General features: G+C 34.7%; 15 protein-coding genes and 1 pseudogene. 2 read left to right on the forward strand and 14 right to left on the reverse strand.

All coding sequences use genetic code 11. From position 1 onward, the window contains the following. Positions 1 to 96: 96 nt before the first annotated feature. A complete protein-coding gene (gene yihA / locus T473_RS0111805) occupies positions 97 to 708 on the reverse strand; it encodes a ribosome biogenesis GTP-binding protein YihA/YsxC (protein WP_024622085.1) in 612 nt (203 codons plus the stop codon). Further along, a complete protein-coding gene (lon, locus tag T473_RS0111810; RefSeq protein ID WP_024622086.1) occupies positions 698 to 3,064 on the reverse strand; it encodes an endopeptidase La in 2,367 nt (788 codons plus the stop codon). Before lon ends, yihA begins: the two co-directional genes overlap by 11 nt. 162 nt (positions 3,065 to 3,226) lie before the next feature. Here lon and T473_RS0111815 point away from each other — a divergent pair, with 162 nt between their 5' ends. Beyond that, complete coding sequence (locus T473_RS0111815; RefSeq protein ID WP_024622087.1) at positions 3,227 to 3,739, forward strand: chromate transporter; 513 nt, start codon at positions 3,227 to 3,229, stop codon at positions 3,737 to 3,739. Continuing rightward, positions 3,727 to 4,257 carry a chromate transporter gene (locus T473_RS0111820; protein ID WP_024622088.1) on the forward strand — a complete coding sequence of 177 codons (531 nt, stop codon included), beginning with the start codon at positions 3,727 to 3,729 and terminating at the stop codon, positions 4,255 to 4,257. The genes T473_RS0111815 and T473_RS0111820 overlap by 13 nt, the downstream gene beginning before the upstream one ends. A 122-nt stretch (positions 4,258 to 4,379) precedes the next feature. On the opposite strand, the gene clpX is transcribed toward T473_RS0111820, so the two are convergent. From clpX to T473_RS0111880, 12 genes and pseudogenes are all read right to left on the reverse strand, one after another. Beyond that, the gene (gene clpX, locus T473_RS0111825) at positions 4,380 to 5,630 is read right to left on the reverse strand and encodes an ATP-dependent Clp protease ATP-binding subunit ClpX (protein ID WP_024622089.1); all 1,251 of its coding nucleotides are present in this window, start codon (positions 5,628 to 5,630) and stop codon (positions 4,380 to 4,382) included. An 11-nt stretch (positions 5,631 to 5,641) separates the two neighbouring features. Next, the gene (clpP, locus tag T473_RS0111830; RefSeq protein WP_024622090.1) at positions 5,642 to 6,232 is read right to left on the reverse strand and encodes an ATP-dependent Clp endopeptidase proteolytic subunit ClpP; all 591 of its coding nucleotides are present in this window, start codon (positions 6,230 to 6,232) and stop codon (positions 5,642 to 5,644) included. Between the two features lie 46 nt (positions 6,233 to 6,278). Beyond that, positions 6,279 to 6,863 carry an ATP-dependent Clp endopeptidase proteolytic subunit ClpP gene (clpP, locus tag T473_RS0111835; RefSeq protein WP_024622091.1) on the reverse strand — a complete coding sequence of 195 codons (585 nt, stop codon included), beginning with the start codon at positions 6,861 to 6,863 and terminating at the stop codon, positions 6,279 to 6,281. Between the two features lie 73 nt (positions 6,864 to 6,936). Next, the gene (gene tig / locus T473_RS0111840; RefSeq protein WP_024622092.1) at positions 6,937 to 8,223 is read right to left on the reverse strand and encodes a trigger factor; all 1,287 of its coding nucleotides are present in this window, start codon (positions 8,221 to 8,223) and stop codon (positions 6,937 to 6,939) included. Positions 8,224 to 8,369: 146 nt separating this feature from the next. Continuing rightward, positions 8,370 to 8,840, reverse strand: a complete 471-nt coding sequence (locus T473_RS0111845) for a metallophosphoesterase (protein WP_024622093.1) — start codon at positions 8,838 to 8,840, stop codon at positions 8,370 to 8,372. Further along, positions 8,840 to 10,189, reverse strand: coding sequence for a ribonuclease PH (rph, locus tag T473_RS0111850; RefSeq protein WP_024622094.1), 1,350 nt, complete (start codon positions 10,187 to 10,189; stop codon positions 8,840 to 8,842). Before rph ends, T473_RS0111845 begins: the two co-directional genes overlap by 1 nt. Positions 10,190 to 10,393: 204 nt before the next feature. Further along, positions 10,394 to 12,417 (reverse strand): annotated as a pseudogene (gene ligA / locus T473_RS16775) (NAD-dependent DNA ligase LigA). Positions 12,418 to 12,495: 78 nt separating this feature from the next. After that, positions 12,496 to 13,431 (reverse strand): phosphoglycerate dehydrogenase, encoded by a 936-nt coding sequence (locus T473_RS0111860; protein WP_024622095.1) that lies wholly within the window; start codon positions 13,429 to 13,431, stop codon positions 12,496 to 12,498. 154 nt (positions 13,432 to 13,585) lie between these two features. Beyond that, entirely contained in the window at positions 13,586 to 14,014 is a 429-nt protein-coding gene (locus T473_RS0111865; protein WP_024622096.1) for a DUF3783 domain-containing protein, read from the reverse strand. A 165-nt stretch (positions 14,015 to 14,179) separates the two neighbouring features. Then, a complete protein-coding gene (locus T473_RS0111870; protein ID WP_024622097.1) occupies positions 14,180 to 14,941 on the reverse strand; it encodes an epoxyqueuosine reductase in 762 nt (253 codons plus the stop codon). Positions 14,942 to 15,130: 189 nt separating this feature from the next. Then, positions 15,131 to 18,721, reverse strand: coding sequence for a beta strand repeat-containing protein (locus T473_RS18135; protein WP_024622098.1), 3,591 nt, complete (start codon positions 18,719 to 18,721; stop codon positions 15,131 to 15,133). A 52-nt stretch (positions 18,722 to 18,773) separates the two neighbouring features. Beyond that, positions 18,774 to 19,856 carry a glycosyltransferase gene (locus T473_RS0111880; RefSeq protein WP_024622099.1) on the reverse strand — a complete coding sequence of 361 codons (1,083 nt, stop codon included), beginning with the start codon at positions 19,854 to 19,856 and terminating at the stop codon, positions 18,774 to 18,776. Between the last annotated feature and the right edge of the window lie 348 nt (positions 19,857 to 20,204).

Raw genomic sequence — 20,204 nt, forward strand, 5'->3', positions numbered from 1 at the left:
AAAAATTATTTTTATAATAAAATAAAAAGGATCAACTATTGTGATAAACTACATTTTAGTATTATGTAGTAATCAAATAGCCAATCCTTTTTTATTTTAATCTAGTGTTATTTCGTAGCCATGCTCATTATACTGAGCTATTATTTCGTTCCACAGCTCTTCAACTCCAGTTTTCTTTAATGATGAAACTGGTATTACTTTTTCTTCTGCTGCCATCTGTAGTTTATTTCTAATTATACTTATATGCTTTTGGTATTGCCCTCTTGAAATCTTATCTGATTTTGTGGCTATTACAGCACAGTTGTATCCGTAGTGCTTTAACCATTCGTACATAAGTTTATCGTCTTCAGTTGGCTCATGTCTTATATCTACAAGTAAGAATATAGAGCAAAGTACATCTCTATCTTCTAGATATCTTTCCATGATACCGCCCCATTTTTGCTTTTCACTTTTAGCTACTCTTGCATATCCATATCCAGGTAAGTCTACAAAGTAAAACTCTTCATTTATCAGATAAAAGTTAATAGTTCTAGTTTTACCTGGAGTTTGACTTGTTCTTGCAAAGTTTCTTCTATTTAAAAGTGTATTTACAATAGAAGACTTTCCTACATTAGATCTACCAACAAGGGCTATCTCTGGGATACCCTCTGGTGGATACTGTGATTTATTTACTGCACTCATTGTTATTTCTGTACTTCTAATTTTCATCTTTTACACCACTTTTCATTAAAGCTTGTTCTAACACTTCTTCCATATGATCAACTAAAACGAATTCCATTTTTTCTTTTACGTTTTCAGGAATTTCTTCTAAATCAGACTCACAATCTTTTGGTAATAGTACTTTTGTAATTCCAGCTCTATGTGCTGCTAGAAGTTTTTCTTTAACTCCACCGACTGCAAGAATTCTACCGCGAAGAGTTATTTCTCCAGTCATAGCTATATTTCCTGGAACTGATCTCTTTGTAAGAGCTGAAGTAACTGCTAGAGCCATTGTTATACCTGCTGAAGGTCCATCTTTTGGTACAGCGCCTTCTGGTATATGAATGTGTATGTCGTTTTCCTTATAGAAATCTGGATTTATATCGTACTTTTCAGTTATTGATCTTATATACGATATTGCTGTTCTTGCAGATTCTTTCATAACATCTCCAAGTTTACCAGTCAGTACAATTTGACCTTTTCCTTTTACTACGTTTACTTCTACTTCTAGTGTAACTCCGCCTACTTCTGTCCATGCAAGACCATTTACTAAACCTACATGAGATTCTTTGTCAGCTAACTGATATCTGAATATATCTTTTCCTAAATAATCTTCTACGTTTTCTTTTGTTATTACAACGCCTTCTAGATTTGGATCTTCTACGAACTTCTTAGCAACTTTTCTACATATTTTACCTATAGTTCTCTCTAATGTTCTAACCCCAGCTTCTCTTGTATAGTGATTTATTACCTCTCTTATAGCACCTTCATCCATCTTGATAAAGTCTTCTTTAAGAGCATGCTCCTTGATTTGTTTTGGGATTAAATATTTTCTAGCTATATTTACTTTTTCTTCTTCGATATATCCAGAAACTTCTATTATTTCCATTCTATCAAGCAGTGGTCTAGGTATATTGCTAAGGCTGTTTGCTGTAGTTATAAATAGTATCTTAGATAGATCGAAAGGTATTTCTAGATAATGATCTACGAAGTCTTTGTTTTGTTCTGGGTCTAGTACCTCTAACATCGCTGATGCAGGGTCTCCTTTGTAGTCTGCAGCCATTTTATCTATCTCGTCTAACAAGAACACAGGATTCTTCGTTTGAGCTTCTTTGACACCATTTATAATTCTTCCTGGTATAGAACCTACATAAGTTCTTCTGTGACCTCTTATTTCTGCTTCATCTCTAACTCCACCAAGCGAAAGTCTTACAAAACTTTTGTTAAGTGATCTAGCTATTGATTTTACTATTGATGTTTTACCAACTCCTGGAGGTCCAACTAGACAAATTATAGGGCCTTTGTGATTTTTAGATAGTTTCCTAACAGCTAAGTACTCAAGTATTCTCTCTTTGACTTTTTCAAGTCCATAGTGATCTTCATCTAGTATCTCTTTAGCTTTTATGATATCTAACTTGTCCTTTGTCTCTTTGCTCCAAGGAAGCGAGAATATCGTATCTAAATAGTTTCTACTCACTGATATATCTGGTGACATAGGTGAAATCTTAGAGAATTTATCTATCTCTTTACTTATCTTTTCTCTGGTCGCCTTCGGAACTTTAAGCTTACTTAGTTTTTCCCTGTACTCTTCAGCCTCTGAGTTTATATCTTCTTCTTCACCTAGTTCTTTTTGAATAGCTCTAAGTTGTTCTCTTAGATAGTACTCTTTCTGAACTTTGTTCATCTGTTTTTTAACTCTTAAAGTTATTTTTTTTTCAATTTTTAATATATCAATTTCTTCTAACAATATTGAATATATTAATTCTAGTCTCTTTTTAATATCGAATTCTTCTAAGATTTGTTGCTTTTGATTTGGCTTTAAATAAATATTCGATGCTATTGTATCGATATATCTGTCAACATCATCTATATCTGCAAGTGATATAAGTATCTCTGGTGACACTCTGTTTCCGATATTAATGTACTCTTCAAAAGAATCAAATACATTTCTTACAAAAGCTTCTATCTCTACTTCTGACTCTGCGTCTTCATCTTTTTTGTCGTAAATTATTTCTTCAATTACTGCCTTGTAGTATCCTTCATCTTGATTTAATTCTTTTACTTTCCCTCTAGATACTCCTTCGACCAATACTCTCACTGTATCCCCAGGAAGTCTTATCATCTGTTTAACTTTACAAATAGTACCTACATGATAGAAATCCTCATCAGTTGGTTCATCTACATCCGCCTCTTTTTGAGAAGTCAAAAAAATCAGATCTTCATCCCCTAACATAGCTTCATCAAGGGCTTTAAGAGAGAGTTCTCTGCCTATATCGAAATTTAAAATCATATATGGGAATATTGATAATCCTCTAAGAGGAATCAATGGCAATTCGTGTTCTACCTTAGTATAATTTTCTTCCATATCATATCTCCTTTACTTATACTTTTAGTGTCGCTTGTTATATTATATATTTACGATAACTAATTTTCAACATAATAGCTGTCATTTAATAATATTTTAATATCTATTTAATATGATATAATGTAGTGGTACTACAAACTTTGCATTATGGAGGCTTGCACTATGTTTAAACTATTTTTAACTTTCTTAAAGATAGGAGCTTTTACTTTTGGCGGTGGTTATGCCATGGTTCCTCTTATCCAAGATGAGCTTGTTACAAAGCAAGGTCTTCTAACAGAAGAAGAATTTATAGACTACCTATCTATAGCACAAAGCTATCCGGGTGTATTAGCTATTAATATATCAGTTTTACTTGGTTATAGATTATATAAAATACCTGGAGTACTAGTATGCGCTCTCGGCTCAGCCCTTCCATCATTTTTTATTGTACTGACAGTTTCTTATTTGTACTTTAAAAATTCCTCGTCTAAAATTTTAGATGGTTTCTTCATGGGAGTTGCTCCAGTGGTTATAGCTCTTATACTCTACTCATTTACTAGTCTTTTTGAAAAACTTCCAAAGACTAAAGTAAACATAATTTTTTTGGTGATTACATTTGTTTGTGTTGCTGCATTTAATATTAGCCCTGTTTATTTAATCATCGGAGGGGGAGTGTATAGCTTATGTCAAAAATAATTTTGCTTTTTTTATTATTCTTCAAAATAGGTGCCTTTAGTTTCGGTGGCGGTTATGCTATGCTTCCATTTATACAACAGGAGTTTATAACGAAAAACCATCTTATTACTAGCCAAGAATTTCTAGACTTACTAGCTATATCACAGTCAACTCCTGGTCCTGTAGCTATTAACAGCGCTACATTTGTAGGTTTTAAGACTGCAGGCATATTAGGCTCACTGGCAGCTACTATAGGTGTATCTTTATTTGCAATAATCGGACTTACAATTATTTCACGTCTATTTGACAAATTTAGAGATAATAAAAAAATTGAAAATTTACTTACTGTACTTAGACCTATCACAATAGGTTTTATCCTTGCAGCAGCATTTTCTTCTGGTAAGGATGTTCCCTGGAATTTATACGCTATTTTAGCTTTTACAACTTCGTACTATTTACTACACAAGAAAAAAATCGGGTCAATAGTAATAATTTTCATATACGGCGCAATAGGAATAGCTCTCACATTTATAATGTAATAAATTACTAAATAGATTTATTACATTATAAATAGCGCATATGTAAATATTTCAAATCTAAAAAAAATAACTTATTTGATTAAATTATAAAAAAGGAGCTTAATAAAGCTCCTTTTTATATGTTATGCACTCTCTTCTTGATCTTTAAGTACAATTTCAGGTTCGACATCAGAATCTTTAACAGACTCTTCTGTAACTATAACCTTCTTAATATTTTCTCTTGATGGAACCTCAAACATAGTCTCCATCATGATCTCTTCGACAATACTTCTAAGACCCCTTGCACCTGTATTTCTCTCTATAGCCTTTTTGGCAATAGCTTTTAGCGCATCGTCTTCGAACTCCAGCTCGGCGTCGTCAAGTTCAAATAATTTTTTGTACTGTTTAATAAGAGCATTTTTTGGCTCTTGAAGTATACGAACCAACGCACTTTCATCCAGTAATTGTAAAGTTGCTATTACAGGTATTCTTCCTATAAATTCAGGAATTATACCAAATTTAAGCAGGTCTTCTGGAAGAACTTTTGCGTACATCTTACCGATATCCATATCTTTCTTGCTTTCTATCTTAGCTCCAAAACCTAGAGTCTTATCTCCTCCACGTTTTTGGATGATTTTTTCTATACCATCGAAAGCCCCACCTAATATAAACAGTATATTAGTAGTGTCTATCTTTAAGAATTCTTGGTGTGGGTGTTTTCTTCCACCTTGTGGCGGAACATTTGCAACTGTGCCTTCTAGTATTTTAAGAAGTGACTGTTGAACACCTTCACCACTGACGTCTCTAGTGATAGATGGGTTTTCTGATTTTCTAGCTATTTTATCTATTTCATCTATATAGATGATTCCTTTTTCTGCTTTTTCAATATCAAAATCTGCTGCTTGAATAAGTTTTAAAAGTATGTTTTCAACATCTTCTCCAACGTATCCAGCTTCTGTTAAAGAAGTTGCGTCTGCCATTGCAAAAGGTACATTTAATGTTTTAGCTAATGTTTGTGCCAGTAGTGTTTTACCAGAACCAGTTGGACCTAGTAATAGAACATTACTCTTTTGAATCTCAACATCTTTAGAGATAGCTTTTTTCCCGCCTATTCTCTTATAATGGTTGTAGACTGCTACTGATAGAGATTTCTTAGCTTTTTCTTGACCAATAACATAGTCGTTTAGTATCTCCATCATCTCTTTTGGCTTTGGTAGAGATATAGAACTATCTTCTATAACATCTTCCATTTCCTCTTGGATAATTTCGTCACAAAGCTCAACACATTCATCACAAATGTAAACATTTGGGCCTGCAATTAATCTTCTCACTTGATCTTGATTTTTACCGCAGAACGAACATTTTAATTGTCGTTTATCTTCGTATTTAGACATATTAACCCTCCCTACGGTCTGTTTTTGTTTGTAATTACTTCATCAATTAAACCATATTCTTTTGCTTCTTCAGCACTCATAAAATTATCTCGCTCAGTATCCATCTTAACTTTTTCAAGTGGTTGACCTGATCTCTCTGATAAAATTGTATTTATTGTTTCTTTAATATTTAATAACCTTTTAGTGTGTATTTCTATATCTGTCGCTTGACCTCTAGTCCCACCAAGTGGTTGATGTATCATAACTTCACTGTTTGGTAAAGCGAATCTCTTTCCTTTTGCTCCCGCTGTAAGTAAGAAAGCTCCCATTGATGCGGCCATTCCTATACAGATTGTGCTTACATCTGGTTTGATATACTGCATAGTATCGTATATAGCCATCCCAGCTGTAACACTTCCTCCTGGAGAATTTATATATAGGTATATATCCTTATCCGGATCGTCAGCCTCTAAAAATAAAAGCTGTGCTACTACAAGTCCAGCTGTAATATCATTTACTTCTTCACCTAAAAATATTATTCTATCTTTTAGTAACCTTGAGTAAATATCGTAAGATCTTTCTCCTCTTCCAGTTTGCTCAACAACTACAGGTACTGATGCCATGTGCATTCCCCCCTTTTTTATTATTTATCAAACTTAGATAGATATACTATGGTCTATTTGCAACAACTTCATCGATTAAACCGTATTCTTTTGCTTCAATCGCACTCATAAAGTTATCACGTTCTGTATCCATTTTTATTTTTTCTAATGGTTGACCAGTTCTCTCAGATAAAATTTTATTAAGAGTTTCTTTAGTTTTAAGAATCCTTTTAGCATGAATTTCTATATCTGTCGCTTGACCTTGAGTTCCACCAAGTGGTTGGTGTATCATGATCTCACTGTTTGGTAAAGCTAATCTCTTGCCTTTTTCTCCTGCTGCAAGTAAGAAAGCTCCCATTGATGCAGCCATTCCTATACATATAGTACTTACATCTGGTTTGATATATTGCATAGTGTCATATATAGCCATTCCAGCTGTAATACTTCCGCCTGGAGAATTGATGTATAAATGTATATCTTTATCAGGATCATCTGCTTCTAGAAATAACATCTGAGCTACTACTAATCCTGAAGTAACATCGTCGACTTGATCGCCTAGAAATATAATTCTATCTTTTAATAATCTTGAGTAGATATCATAAGATCTCTCTCCTCTTCCTGTTTGTTCAACAACTACAGGTACTAATGCCATATGCCATACCCCCTTTTATCTATACAATTTGCAGTGGGCTAGCCACCCACTGCAAGTTGTTTGTTGTATTTAATTATGCTAATTTTGCATTTTCAACTAAGAAATCTATTGTTTTTCTCATCTTTATTTGATTTTTTATATCTTCTAAATCTTCTTCTCTTAATGATTTCTTTATTTCATCTAACTTCATGTTGTACATAGTAGCCATTGATTCTAACTCTGTGTTAAGTTCTTCTTCAGTAGCTCCTATTTCTTCTTTATCACAGATAGCTTCTAATACTAATGATGATTTAACAACCTTTTGAGCTTCGTCTTTTCTTTCTTCTCTCATCTCATCAATAGTTCTACCTGTCATTGATAAAAGTTGATCTAAACTAAATCCTTGAGCTTGTAGTTGATAGTGTAACTCGTTCAACATATTGTCTATTTGAGTTTTTACCATAACTTCTGGAACATCTACTTCTGTACCTTCAGCAACTTTTTCCACAACTTTGCTTCTTAATTCGTTTTCAGCTCCAACTTTTGCTTCTTCTTCTAATTTTGCTCTAGTGTCTTTTTTAAGTTCGTCTAAAGTATCAAATTCGCTAACATCTTTAGCAAACTCGTCATCTAAAGCAGATAATTCTTTAACTTTTACATCTTTTATAGAAACTTTGAATACTACTGGCTTACCAGCTAAATCTTCAGCATGGTACTCTTCTGGGAATGTAACATTTACATCTACATCATCTCCAGCTTTTTTACCAACTAATTGCTCTTCAAATCCTGGTATAAATGAGTTTGATCCTATAACAAGGTTGTGGTTTTCACCTTTTCCACCTTCAAAAGCAACCTCATTGTTAAATCCTTCAAAGTCTATTACAGCTGTGTCTCCATCTTCAATAGCTTTTTCTGGAGCACTTACCATTCTAGCATTGTTTTCTAACATTTGATTTAACTTAGCATCTATATCTTCATCTTTTACAGTATCATCAACTTTTTCTACTTCTATACCTTTATATATACCCAATTCAAACTCAGGTTTAACTTCAACATTAAGAACCATTACTATTCCGTTATCTTCGCTTATTTCTTCAACATCTAAGTCTGGATTATCTATTGGATCTAAATCTAATTCTTTTACTGCCTCTGGATAAACTTCTGGGAATAATATTTCTATAGCGTCGTTATAGAAAAGTCCCTTTCCAAATTGAGTTTCTAAAACAACTCTTGGAGCTTTACCCTTTCTAAATCCTGGTATATTGTAATTTTTTCTAGTTTTTTTGTAAGCTTTTTCTACTGACAAATCAAAACTTTTTCTATCTACTGTTATTTTAAAATTAACCTTATTTCCTTCTTTTTTAATTAGTTCTGCTTTCATTATTTTACTCCTCCTAATAATCTTTATGCAATTCCCCATATTGGTATTATAATTCATTCATTCAATAATGCAACCTCTTAATTATATCACATAAGTTTTTTTATTTACAAGTAAACCATTATATGAATTTAACAATTATATTCAGCTTACAGTCTCACTTCTTTTACATCTACTTTTTCGCCATTTATTCCCATTATGACAATACTTGGATAACAAACTTTTCTAGGAATAGAAGCACTTCCAGGGTTCAAAAAAAGCATCCCATCATCTTGATCTTGATACGGTGTATGTGAATGCCCAAATACGACAATATCTACATCAAGTTCTTTCGCTTTTTTCTTAAGAGATTCCACACCATTTTTCACATTATATTTATGACCATGACATAAAAATACCTTTTTATCTTCTATATTAAATACCAATTCTTCTTCGACATTTTCATAGTCACAATTTCCTTTTACTGCAATAATGTCTACACCTGTAGCTTGGTTGATATATTTCGAATCTGCAAAGTTGTCTCCTGCGTGAAGAATCAAACTGCAATCTTGTAGATACTCTATAGCTTTATCAATGTTTTTCTTCATTCTATGAGTATCGCTTACTATTCCTACTTTCATTATTTATTAACTCTCTTTTCAAATTCAACTCTCATAAATCTTAAAGCTTCAGCTCTATGACTTATAGTATTTTTCATATCGCTAGACATTTCTGCAAATGTTTTGTTGTACTCATCTACTATAAACAAGCTGTCATACCCAAATCCATTTTCTCCAACTTCTTCAAATCCAATTTTTCCATCGCATGTACCCCTAACAGTAAATGTCTTTCCATCTGGGAATACAACAGCGATCGCAGATACAAATTTTGCGCCTCTTTTTCCTTCAGGAACATCTTTCAAGTCTTGTAGAAGTTTTTTTCTGTTGTCTTCATCTGTAGCATTATCTCCAGCAAATCTAGCTGAGAAAATACCTGGTTTTCCACCCAATGCGTCGACTTCAAGTCCAGAATCATCTGCTATAACTATCATTTTAGTTTCCTTTGCAATTCTTCTAGCCTTGATTAATGAATTGTGCTCGAAAGTTTTACCATCTTCTACTATCTCTATTTTATCTAAATCTAAATCTTTCAATGTATATATATTATAATCTAAACCTTTTAGAATAGAGTTCATCTCTTTTAATTTATTTTTATTGCTTGTCGCTACTACTATCTCTTTTCCGTACTCCATTCCGATTATTTCCTCAGTTATTTCGCCAAGAGCTTCTTTTTGTATTTTTATAAGCTCTTTATTGCCTATCTCAGCGATTTCTAATAGCATGTACAAATCTTTTTTAGAAAAAGGTTTGTCCTCTCCTGCACCTTGAACTTCAACAAATTCGCCTCTATTTGTCATAACGATATTCATATCGACAGAAGCTTTATAATCTTCTTCATAACATAAATCTAAAACGTACTTCTGGTCTACAACACCGACACTAACAGCTGATACAAAACTAGTTATAGGTATTTGCTTGATAGTCTTTTCTTTGTACATTTTATATATGGCATCTGCCACTGCTACAAAAGCTCCAGTAATTGAAGCTGTTCTAGTTCCGCCATCTGCCTGAATAACATCACAGTCAACCCAAATAGTTCTTTCGCCTATTTTATCTAAATCTACAACAGATCTTATAGATCTACCTATAAATCTCTGTATTTCTTGAGTTCTTCCATCTAGCTTACCTCTAACAGCATCTCTTATTTTTCTTTGCTTAGTAGACATTGGAAGCATTGAGTACTCAGCATTTATCCATCCTTTTCCAGTATTTCTTAAAAATGGTGGCACTTTATCTTCAACATATGCAGTACATATTACTTTAGTTTCTCCCATTTCTATAAGTACTGATCCTTCTGCATACTTAGTGTAATTTCTCGTTATCTTTACAGGTCTTATATCATCAAAACTTCTTCCATCAATTCTCGCCATACTTATTCCTCTCCTAAGCTATATTATTCTTGCATTTCTTAGCTATACTGTTCTTGCGTTACTTTAGCTATACCGTACTTGGTTTCTTTAGGTTATAGCATTTTTTTAGCTATATTATTCTAGCCCTTCTTTGATCATTATTCTCTAATTAAAAGCCTAACACTATTTGTCAAAGTTTTCTACATTATATGAACAATTTTTAGCTTATTTTAATAATTTTTCTTCAACTTCTTCTTTTGTGTCCATTTCAAGTAATTTATTGAAGTAATCTTCATCTACTACTTTTACATTTAATTCTTCTGCTTTTGTAAGTTTACTTCCTGCTTCTTCTCCAGCTAAGACAAATTTAGTCGATTTACTAACACTCGAAGTAACTTTTCCGCCTCTTTTTTCAATTAATTCTTTTGCATCATTTCTTTTAAGAGTTGGAAGTGTGCCAGTAAGTACTATCTTCATCTTATCAAATATCTTAACTATATCATCAGAATCATCCTTTAGCGATTCAATATTTACTCCAGCTTCTTTAAGTTTATCAATAACTTCTAAATTTTTATCTTCATTAAAGAATTCTACAACACTATTTGACATTATGTCTCCGAATTCTTCTAAGTCATTCAAATCTTCAGTTTTTGCATCTATTATTTCATCTAAGTTTTTATAGTTATCAGATAGAATCTTCGCTGCCTTTGCACCTATAAATCTTATTCCCAAACCATTTACAAGTCTCCACAGGTCATTTTGCTTTGATGCCTCTAAAGACTTTAAAAGATTCTCAGCCGATTTTTCTCCCATTCTCTCTAAGTTTACTATATCTTCTTTCTTTAAATAATACAGGTCAGCTATGTCCTTTATAAGGTTCTCATTAAGTAAAAGAGTTACTATAGATTCACCAAGTCCATCTATATTCATTGCATCTCTAGATACGTAGTGTATGATTCCCCTTCTTATTTGAGCTGGACAAGACATGTTTATACATTTAACCGCGGCTTCGCCATCTAGTCTTACAGTCGGTTCAGAACACGCTGGGCATTTGTCTGGCATTACAAAATCCACTTCGTCTCCAGTACGATTTTCTTTAATTACTTCAAGAACCTTTGGAATTACATCTCCAGATTTTTGAACGAGTACAGTGTCATTTATCTTTATATCTTTTTCTTTTATATAGTCTTCGTTGTGAAGAGTTGCTCTACTAACTGTAGTTCCCGCAAGTCTAACTGGCTGTAAAATAGCACTCGGTGTAATAGTACCTGTTCTACCAACTTCAACAACTATATCTAGTATTTTAGTTGTCTTCTTTTCGGCAGGGAATTTATATGAAGTAGCCCATCTAGGACTCTTAGCCGTGTTGCCCATAGCTTCTCTTTCTTCAATATCATTGACTTTTATAACCATACCATCTATCTCAAAGCCAAGTTTATCCCTATTTTCTGACCAGTAATCAATATGATCTATTACTTCGTCTATATTATTGCATACCTTGTAATTCTCTATTATTTTAAACCCTTGATCCTTTAAAAACTCTAGTGACTCACTGTGAGTTTTTATATTGTAATCGTCTATATTTTCAAGATTAAAAGCAAATATATCTAAAGGTCTTTTTGCAGTAAGTTTCGAGTCTAATTGTCTAAGAGAGCCGGCAGCTAGATTTCTTGGATTTGCAAACAATTGTAATCCTTGATCTTCTTGCTGTTCATTTACTTTTTCAAAATCATCTTTTGATATAAATACCTCTCCCCTTATTATAAGCTCATTTTTTCCTTTATTTTAAGTGGAATAGTTTTGACAGTCATAAGGTTTTTAGTTATATCTTCTCCAACTACACCATCGCCTCTAGTTGAACCATTTTTAAATTCACCATTATGGTATACAAGACCAACTGATAAACCATCTATTTTAAACTCAACTACATACCCTAAATCCTTTCCTGCTAAATCTCTAACCCTTTTATCGAAGCTTCTTATCTCTTCTTCTGAAAATACATTTGCAAGGCTTAACATAGGAGTCTTGTGAACTATTTGATTGAATTTGTCTAGAGGAGCACCTCCAACTCTATTAGAAGGGGAATCTATCTTTTTAAGTTCTGGGTTTTCTTCTTCTATCGATATTAGCTCTCTCATTAACATATCATAGTCGTAGTCTGAGATTTCTGGTTGATCTTGATTGTAGTATTTTTCATTGTGATAATTAATCTCTTTAATTAAATCGTTCATTTTATTTTCTATATTCATAATTTAATTATCTCCTATTGCAATATATTTTCTATTTATTCTCTATTTATTGTCTATTTTATTTTAAACTTTTATACCTTAATATCCTCTTTTTAGGTCCACAACATTTTTTAGTTGTTCTCCATTTATAAATTTTTCGAGGTTATTGTACACCAAATTGAATACTCTATCCGGATTTTTATCTGACCACCAAGAGTTATGAGGTGTTGCTATTACATTTTCAAACTCCCATAGTTTGCTATCTTTATGTAAAGGCTCTTCTTCAAACACATCTAAAGCAACTCCTCTAAATTTATCTATGCAGTTTATTAAATCATCTTGGTTTATTAGATCTCCTCTACCTATGTTTATAAAGGCAGATCCTTCTTTCATAAGTTCAAACTTATCTTTATTGACAAGCCCTATTGTCTCTTTTGTCGAAGGCATCGATGCTACGACAACATCGCATTCTTTAAAAACTTCGTCCATATCTGAAGTTGCATAGCATTTATCAAAGTATTCTCTATTGCTTCCCTTCGTGTTTACACCCCATATTTCAACATCGAAAGGTTTTAATCTCTTAGCAGCTTCGGTCGCAATTGTGCCAGTTCCTAAAAATCCAACTCTAAGGCCGTTAATTTCTCTTGTTGTTAAATCTGTCTTCCACTCTTTATTTTGTTGATTTTTATAAAAGCTGATTGTGTTTTTGTATATGTCTAATATAGACTTAACTATCCATTCGCCAATAGGTATGCTGTATCCACCTCTATTATTAGCGACCATTATATTTCTATCAATTATTTCTTCTTTAGGAAGCTGATCTAATCCTACACTTGTTGTCTGTATATATTTTAAGTTTTTCATTTGTTTTATATCTAATCTCGAAAAACTATCATAAGTTATCAAAACATCAACTTCGTTTATTTCATCATTGTTTTCTATAATTCTCTCAGATTTATATAATACTTCATATCCTAAGTCTTTTATTGTATTTAATTTTTCTTCATCGTATTTAACTGTGAATAATACTTTCATTCGTATTCCCCCTCGTAAAATATCTACTTAAAAAATCTACTGAAATCTAAACATTAAATAGTCATAAATAATATATACTTACTGAAATTTATTATGAAATTCATTTGTAAAATTATGTACTTTATATATTAATAATAAGTTTTATTCTATAGATTTAGTCCTCATGATGTTCGAATTGTTTTCCAGAAGAAAGGGCCGTATTTTCCTCAATAAGGTTTGCAATTAAGTTATTCAGCGTCCAGTTTATAGATGTCTCAGTTACCATCGCTGTAAGAGGTCTCCTCATTCTCATCTTTTTAATATTATCTAAAAAACCGTTCACCCTTTGAGTAGGCATATTATTGAATATAATAGCTTTATTTGATAAGACTTTTTCGCTATTTTCTTCTATATCTCCAGACAATATATCTTTTATTGTATTTTCTCCATGTTTTCCATTTACAATTATATTATCCTTTATTCCCGCAAATCTACTTACATTTTTAACTAGAGATAATTCCTTTTTATCAAAATTTACAAGAATAATACACGCCCTGCTGTCATTACTAAATTTATTTTCATTTGATATTTTTTCAAAACTCATATAATTCACCTCTTTTTTCAAAATTAAAAAACGTTCATACATTTTAATTTACCCTATAAATTTAAATTAATCAATTTTTTGATAAAAGATTTCATTTATTTTCTCAATAAAACAAAACTAACTTTTCATTTACATGCAATTTATATGAAAAGTTAGTTTTTAATATTATTTATATGGAATTTTTGTAGAACATGGTACCCCTACCGTGCACTTACCACATATATCGCAAAGTCCAAGATACGAGTACTTTTTATCATTTTCTAAACATATTTCGTAACAGTTATTTCTTATAAATCCATCAACTTTTAAAGCATTGTTAACACATCTTCTTACACATACTTTACACTTTCCATTCTTTTTATATAGACAATACTCCTCATCTAGTCTATTTGAAGGTTCTAACTTTAGGCTTGTTACTATACTTCCAATTCTACCACAGCAGCCTTTTTCTGTAATCATCATGTTATTTAAACCAAAAGATCCAAGTCCTGCAATATAAGCAACATGTCTTTGAGACCAATCACTTATTAGTTTATCTGTGTCAAAGTTATAAGTACCTGGGATTGCGTAAGATTTATATCCACTATCTTCAAGTTCATCTGCTAAATATTGATTTAGTTCTTGCATTAACTTATTTGATTCTACATATGCTCTTGCCCATTCTTCAGAACATTCCCTACCTTCTATATTGCTTTTATTAATTTCTTCAGCAAATGGTATAAAATATACGATAACAGTCTCTGCTTCATCCAAAAAATCTTTTGGCATTGCATGTGTACTACTTACCGCACTCTTTAAATTGTAAAAAAGTGAATCATTTGCATCAGCAAACCTTACTATCGCATCTTTCCAATGGTTATTTACGTCTTCTCTGTTTGAAAATTCATTTATATAACTTCTTATTAAAAATTCAACCTTTTCATTCATGAAAACTCCCTCTAAATATAATAATCTTTGAAATTATTACTATATCTTTGTTAAAACTGTAACTACTAATAAAACGTAATATAACTTTTACAATCTATAATAAATCTATTTTTAGTGAAGAGCAATATCTATACAAAAAAGCTAATATAGATTTTTGATGTGAAAACTACATATAGCTAAATATACTATTTACAATATTGTTATGCCTCCACTTGCTTGCCCTGATACAGTATTAATAAGTGAAAGCCCTGATGCCGACGCAGAAAATACCATTAACAATCTAGTTTCTGTGGTAACTGCTATTGATAATCCTGTGTTTACGCCATGACTTACAATACCTACACCTAATGTTCCTGAAAGTGTTGGGGCTAGTGTTACAGCTGTTCCAGCTATCGGTGAAAAGGTATTATTAGGAGTTGTGGATCTATAAAGTTGAGCAGTTATAGTAATTGTAGATCCTAATAAGCTTAGAGAAGCTGTTGTACTGAAATATGCCGCTACTGATGTAATAGTCCCACTACGAGGCAGAGAAAATGCAAAGTTAGATGCATTAGTGAGGTCAATGGTTGCTCCCAAAACAGTTAATCCTGCTGCAGAGTTACCAAATCCAATAAATGCGGGTATGCCCACTAAACCTAGTGCTATTGTAGTAAGAGATATTGCTGTTCCTGATGCTAGTGGGATTATCGCACCATTTCCAGTAGTTCCTGTACTTCCTGTTGCACCTGTTGGACCAATATTTCCAGTTGTCCCGGTAGCTCCTGTGTTTCCTGTTGGACCAATCAATCCTGTTACTCCTGTAGATCCAGTAACTCCCGTTGCGCCTGTCAATCCGGTAACCCCCGTCGAACCTGTGACTCCGGTACTTCCAGTTGAACCTATTGGGCCGGTATTTCCTATTGAACCGGTCATTCCTGTGACTCCAGCACTTCCAGTTAACCCTGTTGGGCCCGTTGCTCCGGTAATTCCTGTTGGACCAATATTTCCAGTTGATCCTGTAGCTCCTGTAATTCCGGTCATTCCTGTGACCCCCGTACTTCCAGTAACTCCCGTATCTCCTGTTGATCCTGTCGCCCCTGTTAGTCCAGTATTCCCGGTACTTCCAGTTATGCCAGTTACTCCTGTTGATCCTGTTGGACCTGTGACTCCCGTTATTCCTGCTACTCCGGTACCTCCCGTTGCTCCAGTAATTCCTGTTGCACCTGTTGGTCCAATATCTCCAGTTGATCCTGTTTCTCCGGTACTTCCAGTTGACCCCGTTGGCCCAGTTAATCCTGTTGCTCCGGTATTTCCTGTAGTACCGGTCATTCCTGTGACTCCAGCACTTCCAGTTAACCCTGTTGGGCCAGTGTCCCCGGTACTTCCTGTTGAACCTGTTGGTCCAGTTGATCCTGTTAATCCTGTTGCTCCGGTATTTCCGGTTACTCCAGTTAAGCCAGTTACTCCTGTTGATCCAGCTGCGCCTGTAAATCCTGTGACTCCTGTACTTCCGGTTGATCCAGTTTGACCTGTCACTCCTGTTTCTCCGGTTGAGCCGGTATCTCCTGTACTTCCCCTTAACCCTGTTGGACCAATATTTCCAGTTGATCCTGTTACTCCTGTACTTCCGGTTAAGCCCGTTGGACCTGTAACTCCCGTTATCCCTGCTATTCCGGTAACTCCTGTACTTCCCGTTGACCCCGGTTGACCTGTCACTCCTGTTTCTCCGGTATTTCCGGTTAACCCAGTTGGACCTGCGACTCCCGTTATTCCTGCTACTCCGGTGCCTCCCGTTGGACCCGTTGACCCGGTAATTCCTGTTAACCCCATTAGACCTGTTTCTCCGGTATTTCCTGTGACCCCTGTACTTCCAGTAACTCCCGTATCTCCGGTTGATCCTGTCGCCCCTGTCAGCCCAGTAACTCCCGTTTGACCTGTTAGTCCAGTATCCCCAGTATTTCCGGTTTCACCTGTACTTCCGGTTAAGCCTGTTAAGCCTGTTGGACCTGTAACTCCGGTACTTCCAGTTAATCCTGTTGCTCCGGTATTCCCTGTAGGACCGGTCATTCCTGTGACTCCAGCACTTCCAGTTAACCCTGTTGGGCCAGTTGATCCAGTAACTCCAGTTGCTCCTGAATCTCCAATGCTCCCCGTTGCGCCTGTTGGGCCCATTTGACCTGTTGCTCCGGTAATTCCTGTTGGACCAATATTTCCAGTTGATCCGGTAGCTCCTGTAACTCCAGTGTTTCCTGTGTCTCCTGTTGCTCCTATATCTCCAGTATTTCCCGTTGTACCGGTGACTCCTGTACTTCCGGTTGAGCCTGTTGGGCCAGTTGATCCTGTAACTCCTGTTGCTCCTGTATCTCCAATGCTCCCCGTTGCACCTGTTGATCCGGTATTTCCTGTTGGACCTGTGACTCCCGTTATTCCTGCTACTCCGATGCCTCCCGTTGGACCCGTTGCTCCGGTACTTCCGGTTAACCCCATTAGACCTGTTGATCCGGTATTTCCGGTTAACCCGGTTGGACCTGTTGATCCTGCTTCTCCGGTACTTCCAGTTATGCCAGTTACTCCTGTTGATCCCGTTGGACCTGTGACTCCCGTTATTCCTGCTACTCCGGTACCTCCCGTTGCTCCAGTAATTCCTGTTGCACCTGTTGGACCAATATCTCCTGTTGATCCTGTTTCTCCGGTACTTCCAGTTGGCCCAGTTAATCCTGTTGCTCCGGTATTTCCGGTTACTCCAGTTAAGCCAGTTACTCCTGTTGATCCAGCTGCGCCTGTAAATCCTGTGACTCCTGTACTTCCGGTTAAGCCCGTTGGACCTGTGACTCCCGTTATCCCTGCTATTCCGGTAACTCCTGTACTTCCGGTTGAACCTGTTAATCCAGTTACTCCTGTTGCTCCTGTTGCTCCTGTATCTCCAATGCTTCCCATTGCACCTGTCGATCCTGTATTTCCTGTTAACCCAGTTGGACCTGTTGATCCTGCTTCTCCAGTACTTCCAGTTAAGCCAGTTACTCCTGTTGCTCCTGTGATTCCTGTGATTCCTGTACTTCCGGTTAATCCACTTGCTCCTGTTGGACCGGTCATTCCTGTCGATCCTGTAATTCCTGTAGGACCCGTTGGTCCGGTTTCTCCGGTGCTTCCTGTTGCCCCAGTTTGACCGGTAAAACCTGTTAATCCAGTACTTCCGGTTGATCCCGGTTGACCTGTCACTCCTGTTTCTCCAGTTGAACCGGTATCTCCTGTGCTTCCCGTTGCACCTGTCGATCCTGTTGAACCGGTCATACCCATAGCTCCAGTGTTTCCTGTTGCTCCTGTGACCCCGTCTATACCCGTTGCCCCAGTACTTCCTGTCGCTCCTACTGTTGCACCAGTTGGGCCAGTCGGGCCTGTTGAACCTGTATATCCTGTAGAGCCTGTAATCCCTGTTGATCCTATCGTCGCTCCAGTTGGCCCTGTTGGACCTATCAACCCTGTAGGCCCAGTTACCCCCATATTTCCTACGCCCCCTGTAGGACCTGTACTTCCTGTGGATCCTGTTGAACCTGTATTTCCTGTAATTCCTGTAATTCCTGTTACTACTACAACAGATCCTGTAGGACCTGTTGCCCCCGTCGCCCCTGTTGGACCTGTTACTCCAATATCCTCACAATGATCTTTACCACAAGAGCACAAACATATATCATAACATTTACAATATTTATGGTAATGATATTTGCAATATTCACAAGAGCTACATTTTATGCAATAATGCATTTTTTTCATACCACAATGCTCACATCGCGTGTAGATCATTTACTTGCCCCCTTGAATAATATTTTAAATAAATAAAGCTCATTATGCTGCTTTATTTTTTCTTATTCTTCAAGCTATTGTAATAGTTTTCATTATATAAAACAGCTTCATTATTAGGCTTAAGCTTCTTTGATTTTTCATGATAGAAAATTGCCTTTTCAACATCACCTAACCTATCATAACAAACACTTAACTGTATACTTGGTATGAAATCATAGCAATCATTAAATTTAAATCCTTGTTTTATTTCATTTATATCCTTACTTAATGCTACTTTATACCAATATATAGACTGTTTATATTGTGCTCTATCAAATAGATGTTTAGCTACATCACAACATATTTCCGCTCTTGGTTCATCAAATTCAAAACTTCTAAAAAGTGAGTATAATGCTTTTTTATCCTCTTTTATTAAGTAATAGCATGTAGACATATCTTTACATGCGCTAATGCAATCTTCTATCCATCCCTCTCCTGAGTCTAAAAAATCTTCAAATCCTTTTATAGCTTCTTCATATCTATCGTTGTAGTATAATTCTCTCGAATAATAAAACTGTTCTCTTGGACCCAATTTTTTACCGTCTTTTATCATCTTTTCAAAAATTCTAATGTTTCTTTTAGGGTCTTTATGTCCTTCTTTTTTGTGGGTAATTGCTACCTCAGAATGAATTATATTTCCAGATGGTACTATTACTTCATGTATCTCTCCAACCCATCTATAATTATTTTTTCTTTTAAATATTCTTTCTCTAAAGTATGAGTGAATAGGTTTGCCATCTGCATCAAATGCTACATTATATTTCATCATAACCATGTCAATTGTACTGCTCAATGATTTTTTTAATTTAAGTAACCCTACTTTATCTTTTTGTAGAATGACATCATCAGCATCAAGCCACATTATATAACTTTTGCTTGCTTTAGAAGATGAAAAATTACGTGCTGCTGCAAAATCTTCAATCCACTTAAAGTCATAAACTTTGTCTGTATATTTTTCAACAATCTCTTTTGTTTTGTCAGTAGATCCTGTATCTACGATAATAATTTCATCAACAATATCTTTTACTGAGTCTAAACATCTACCTATAACATCTTCTTCATCCTTAACAATCATACATAAACTTATATCAATCATGAAATTCCCCTCTCAAAGTAAATTTTTTATCTAGTTTATTAATATTTCTGCATAAAAAAACCACTTACATATTTCAACATTTATTCTTTAATTTACTCTGTCTAACTATGTTAGTTGTTGAATATTATTTTGAAATATAAAATAGTTTTTGAATAATTAATAAGTCCAAATCCACACAATTCTTATATTTGCAATAACGTATTAATTATCTCTGTATGTATTAAATATATTATTTAAAAATCTGATTTATTACTCCCCATATTAAAATCAAACCTTCTTATCATAATTTAACTATTTCTAAAATCTACACGATAAAATAATTATCCAAAAAATAAAAAACTATTGGCG

Source organism: Clostridioides mangenotii TR (assembly GCF_000498755.1).
Taxonomy (GTDB): Bacteria; Bacillota; Clostridia; order Peptostreptococcales; family Peptostreptococcaceae; genus Metaclostridioides; species Metaclostridioides mangenotii_A.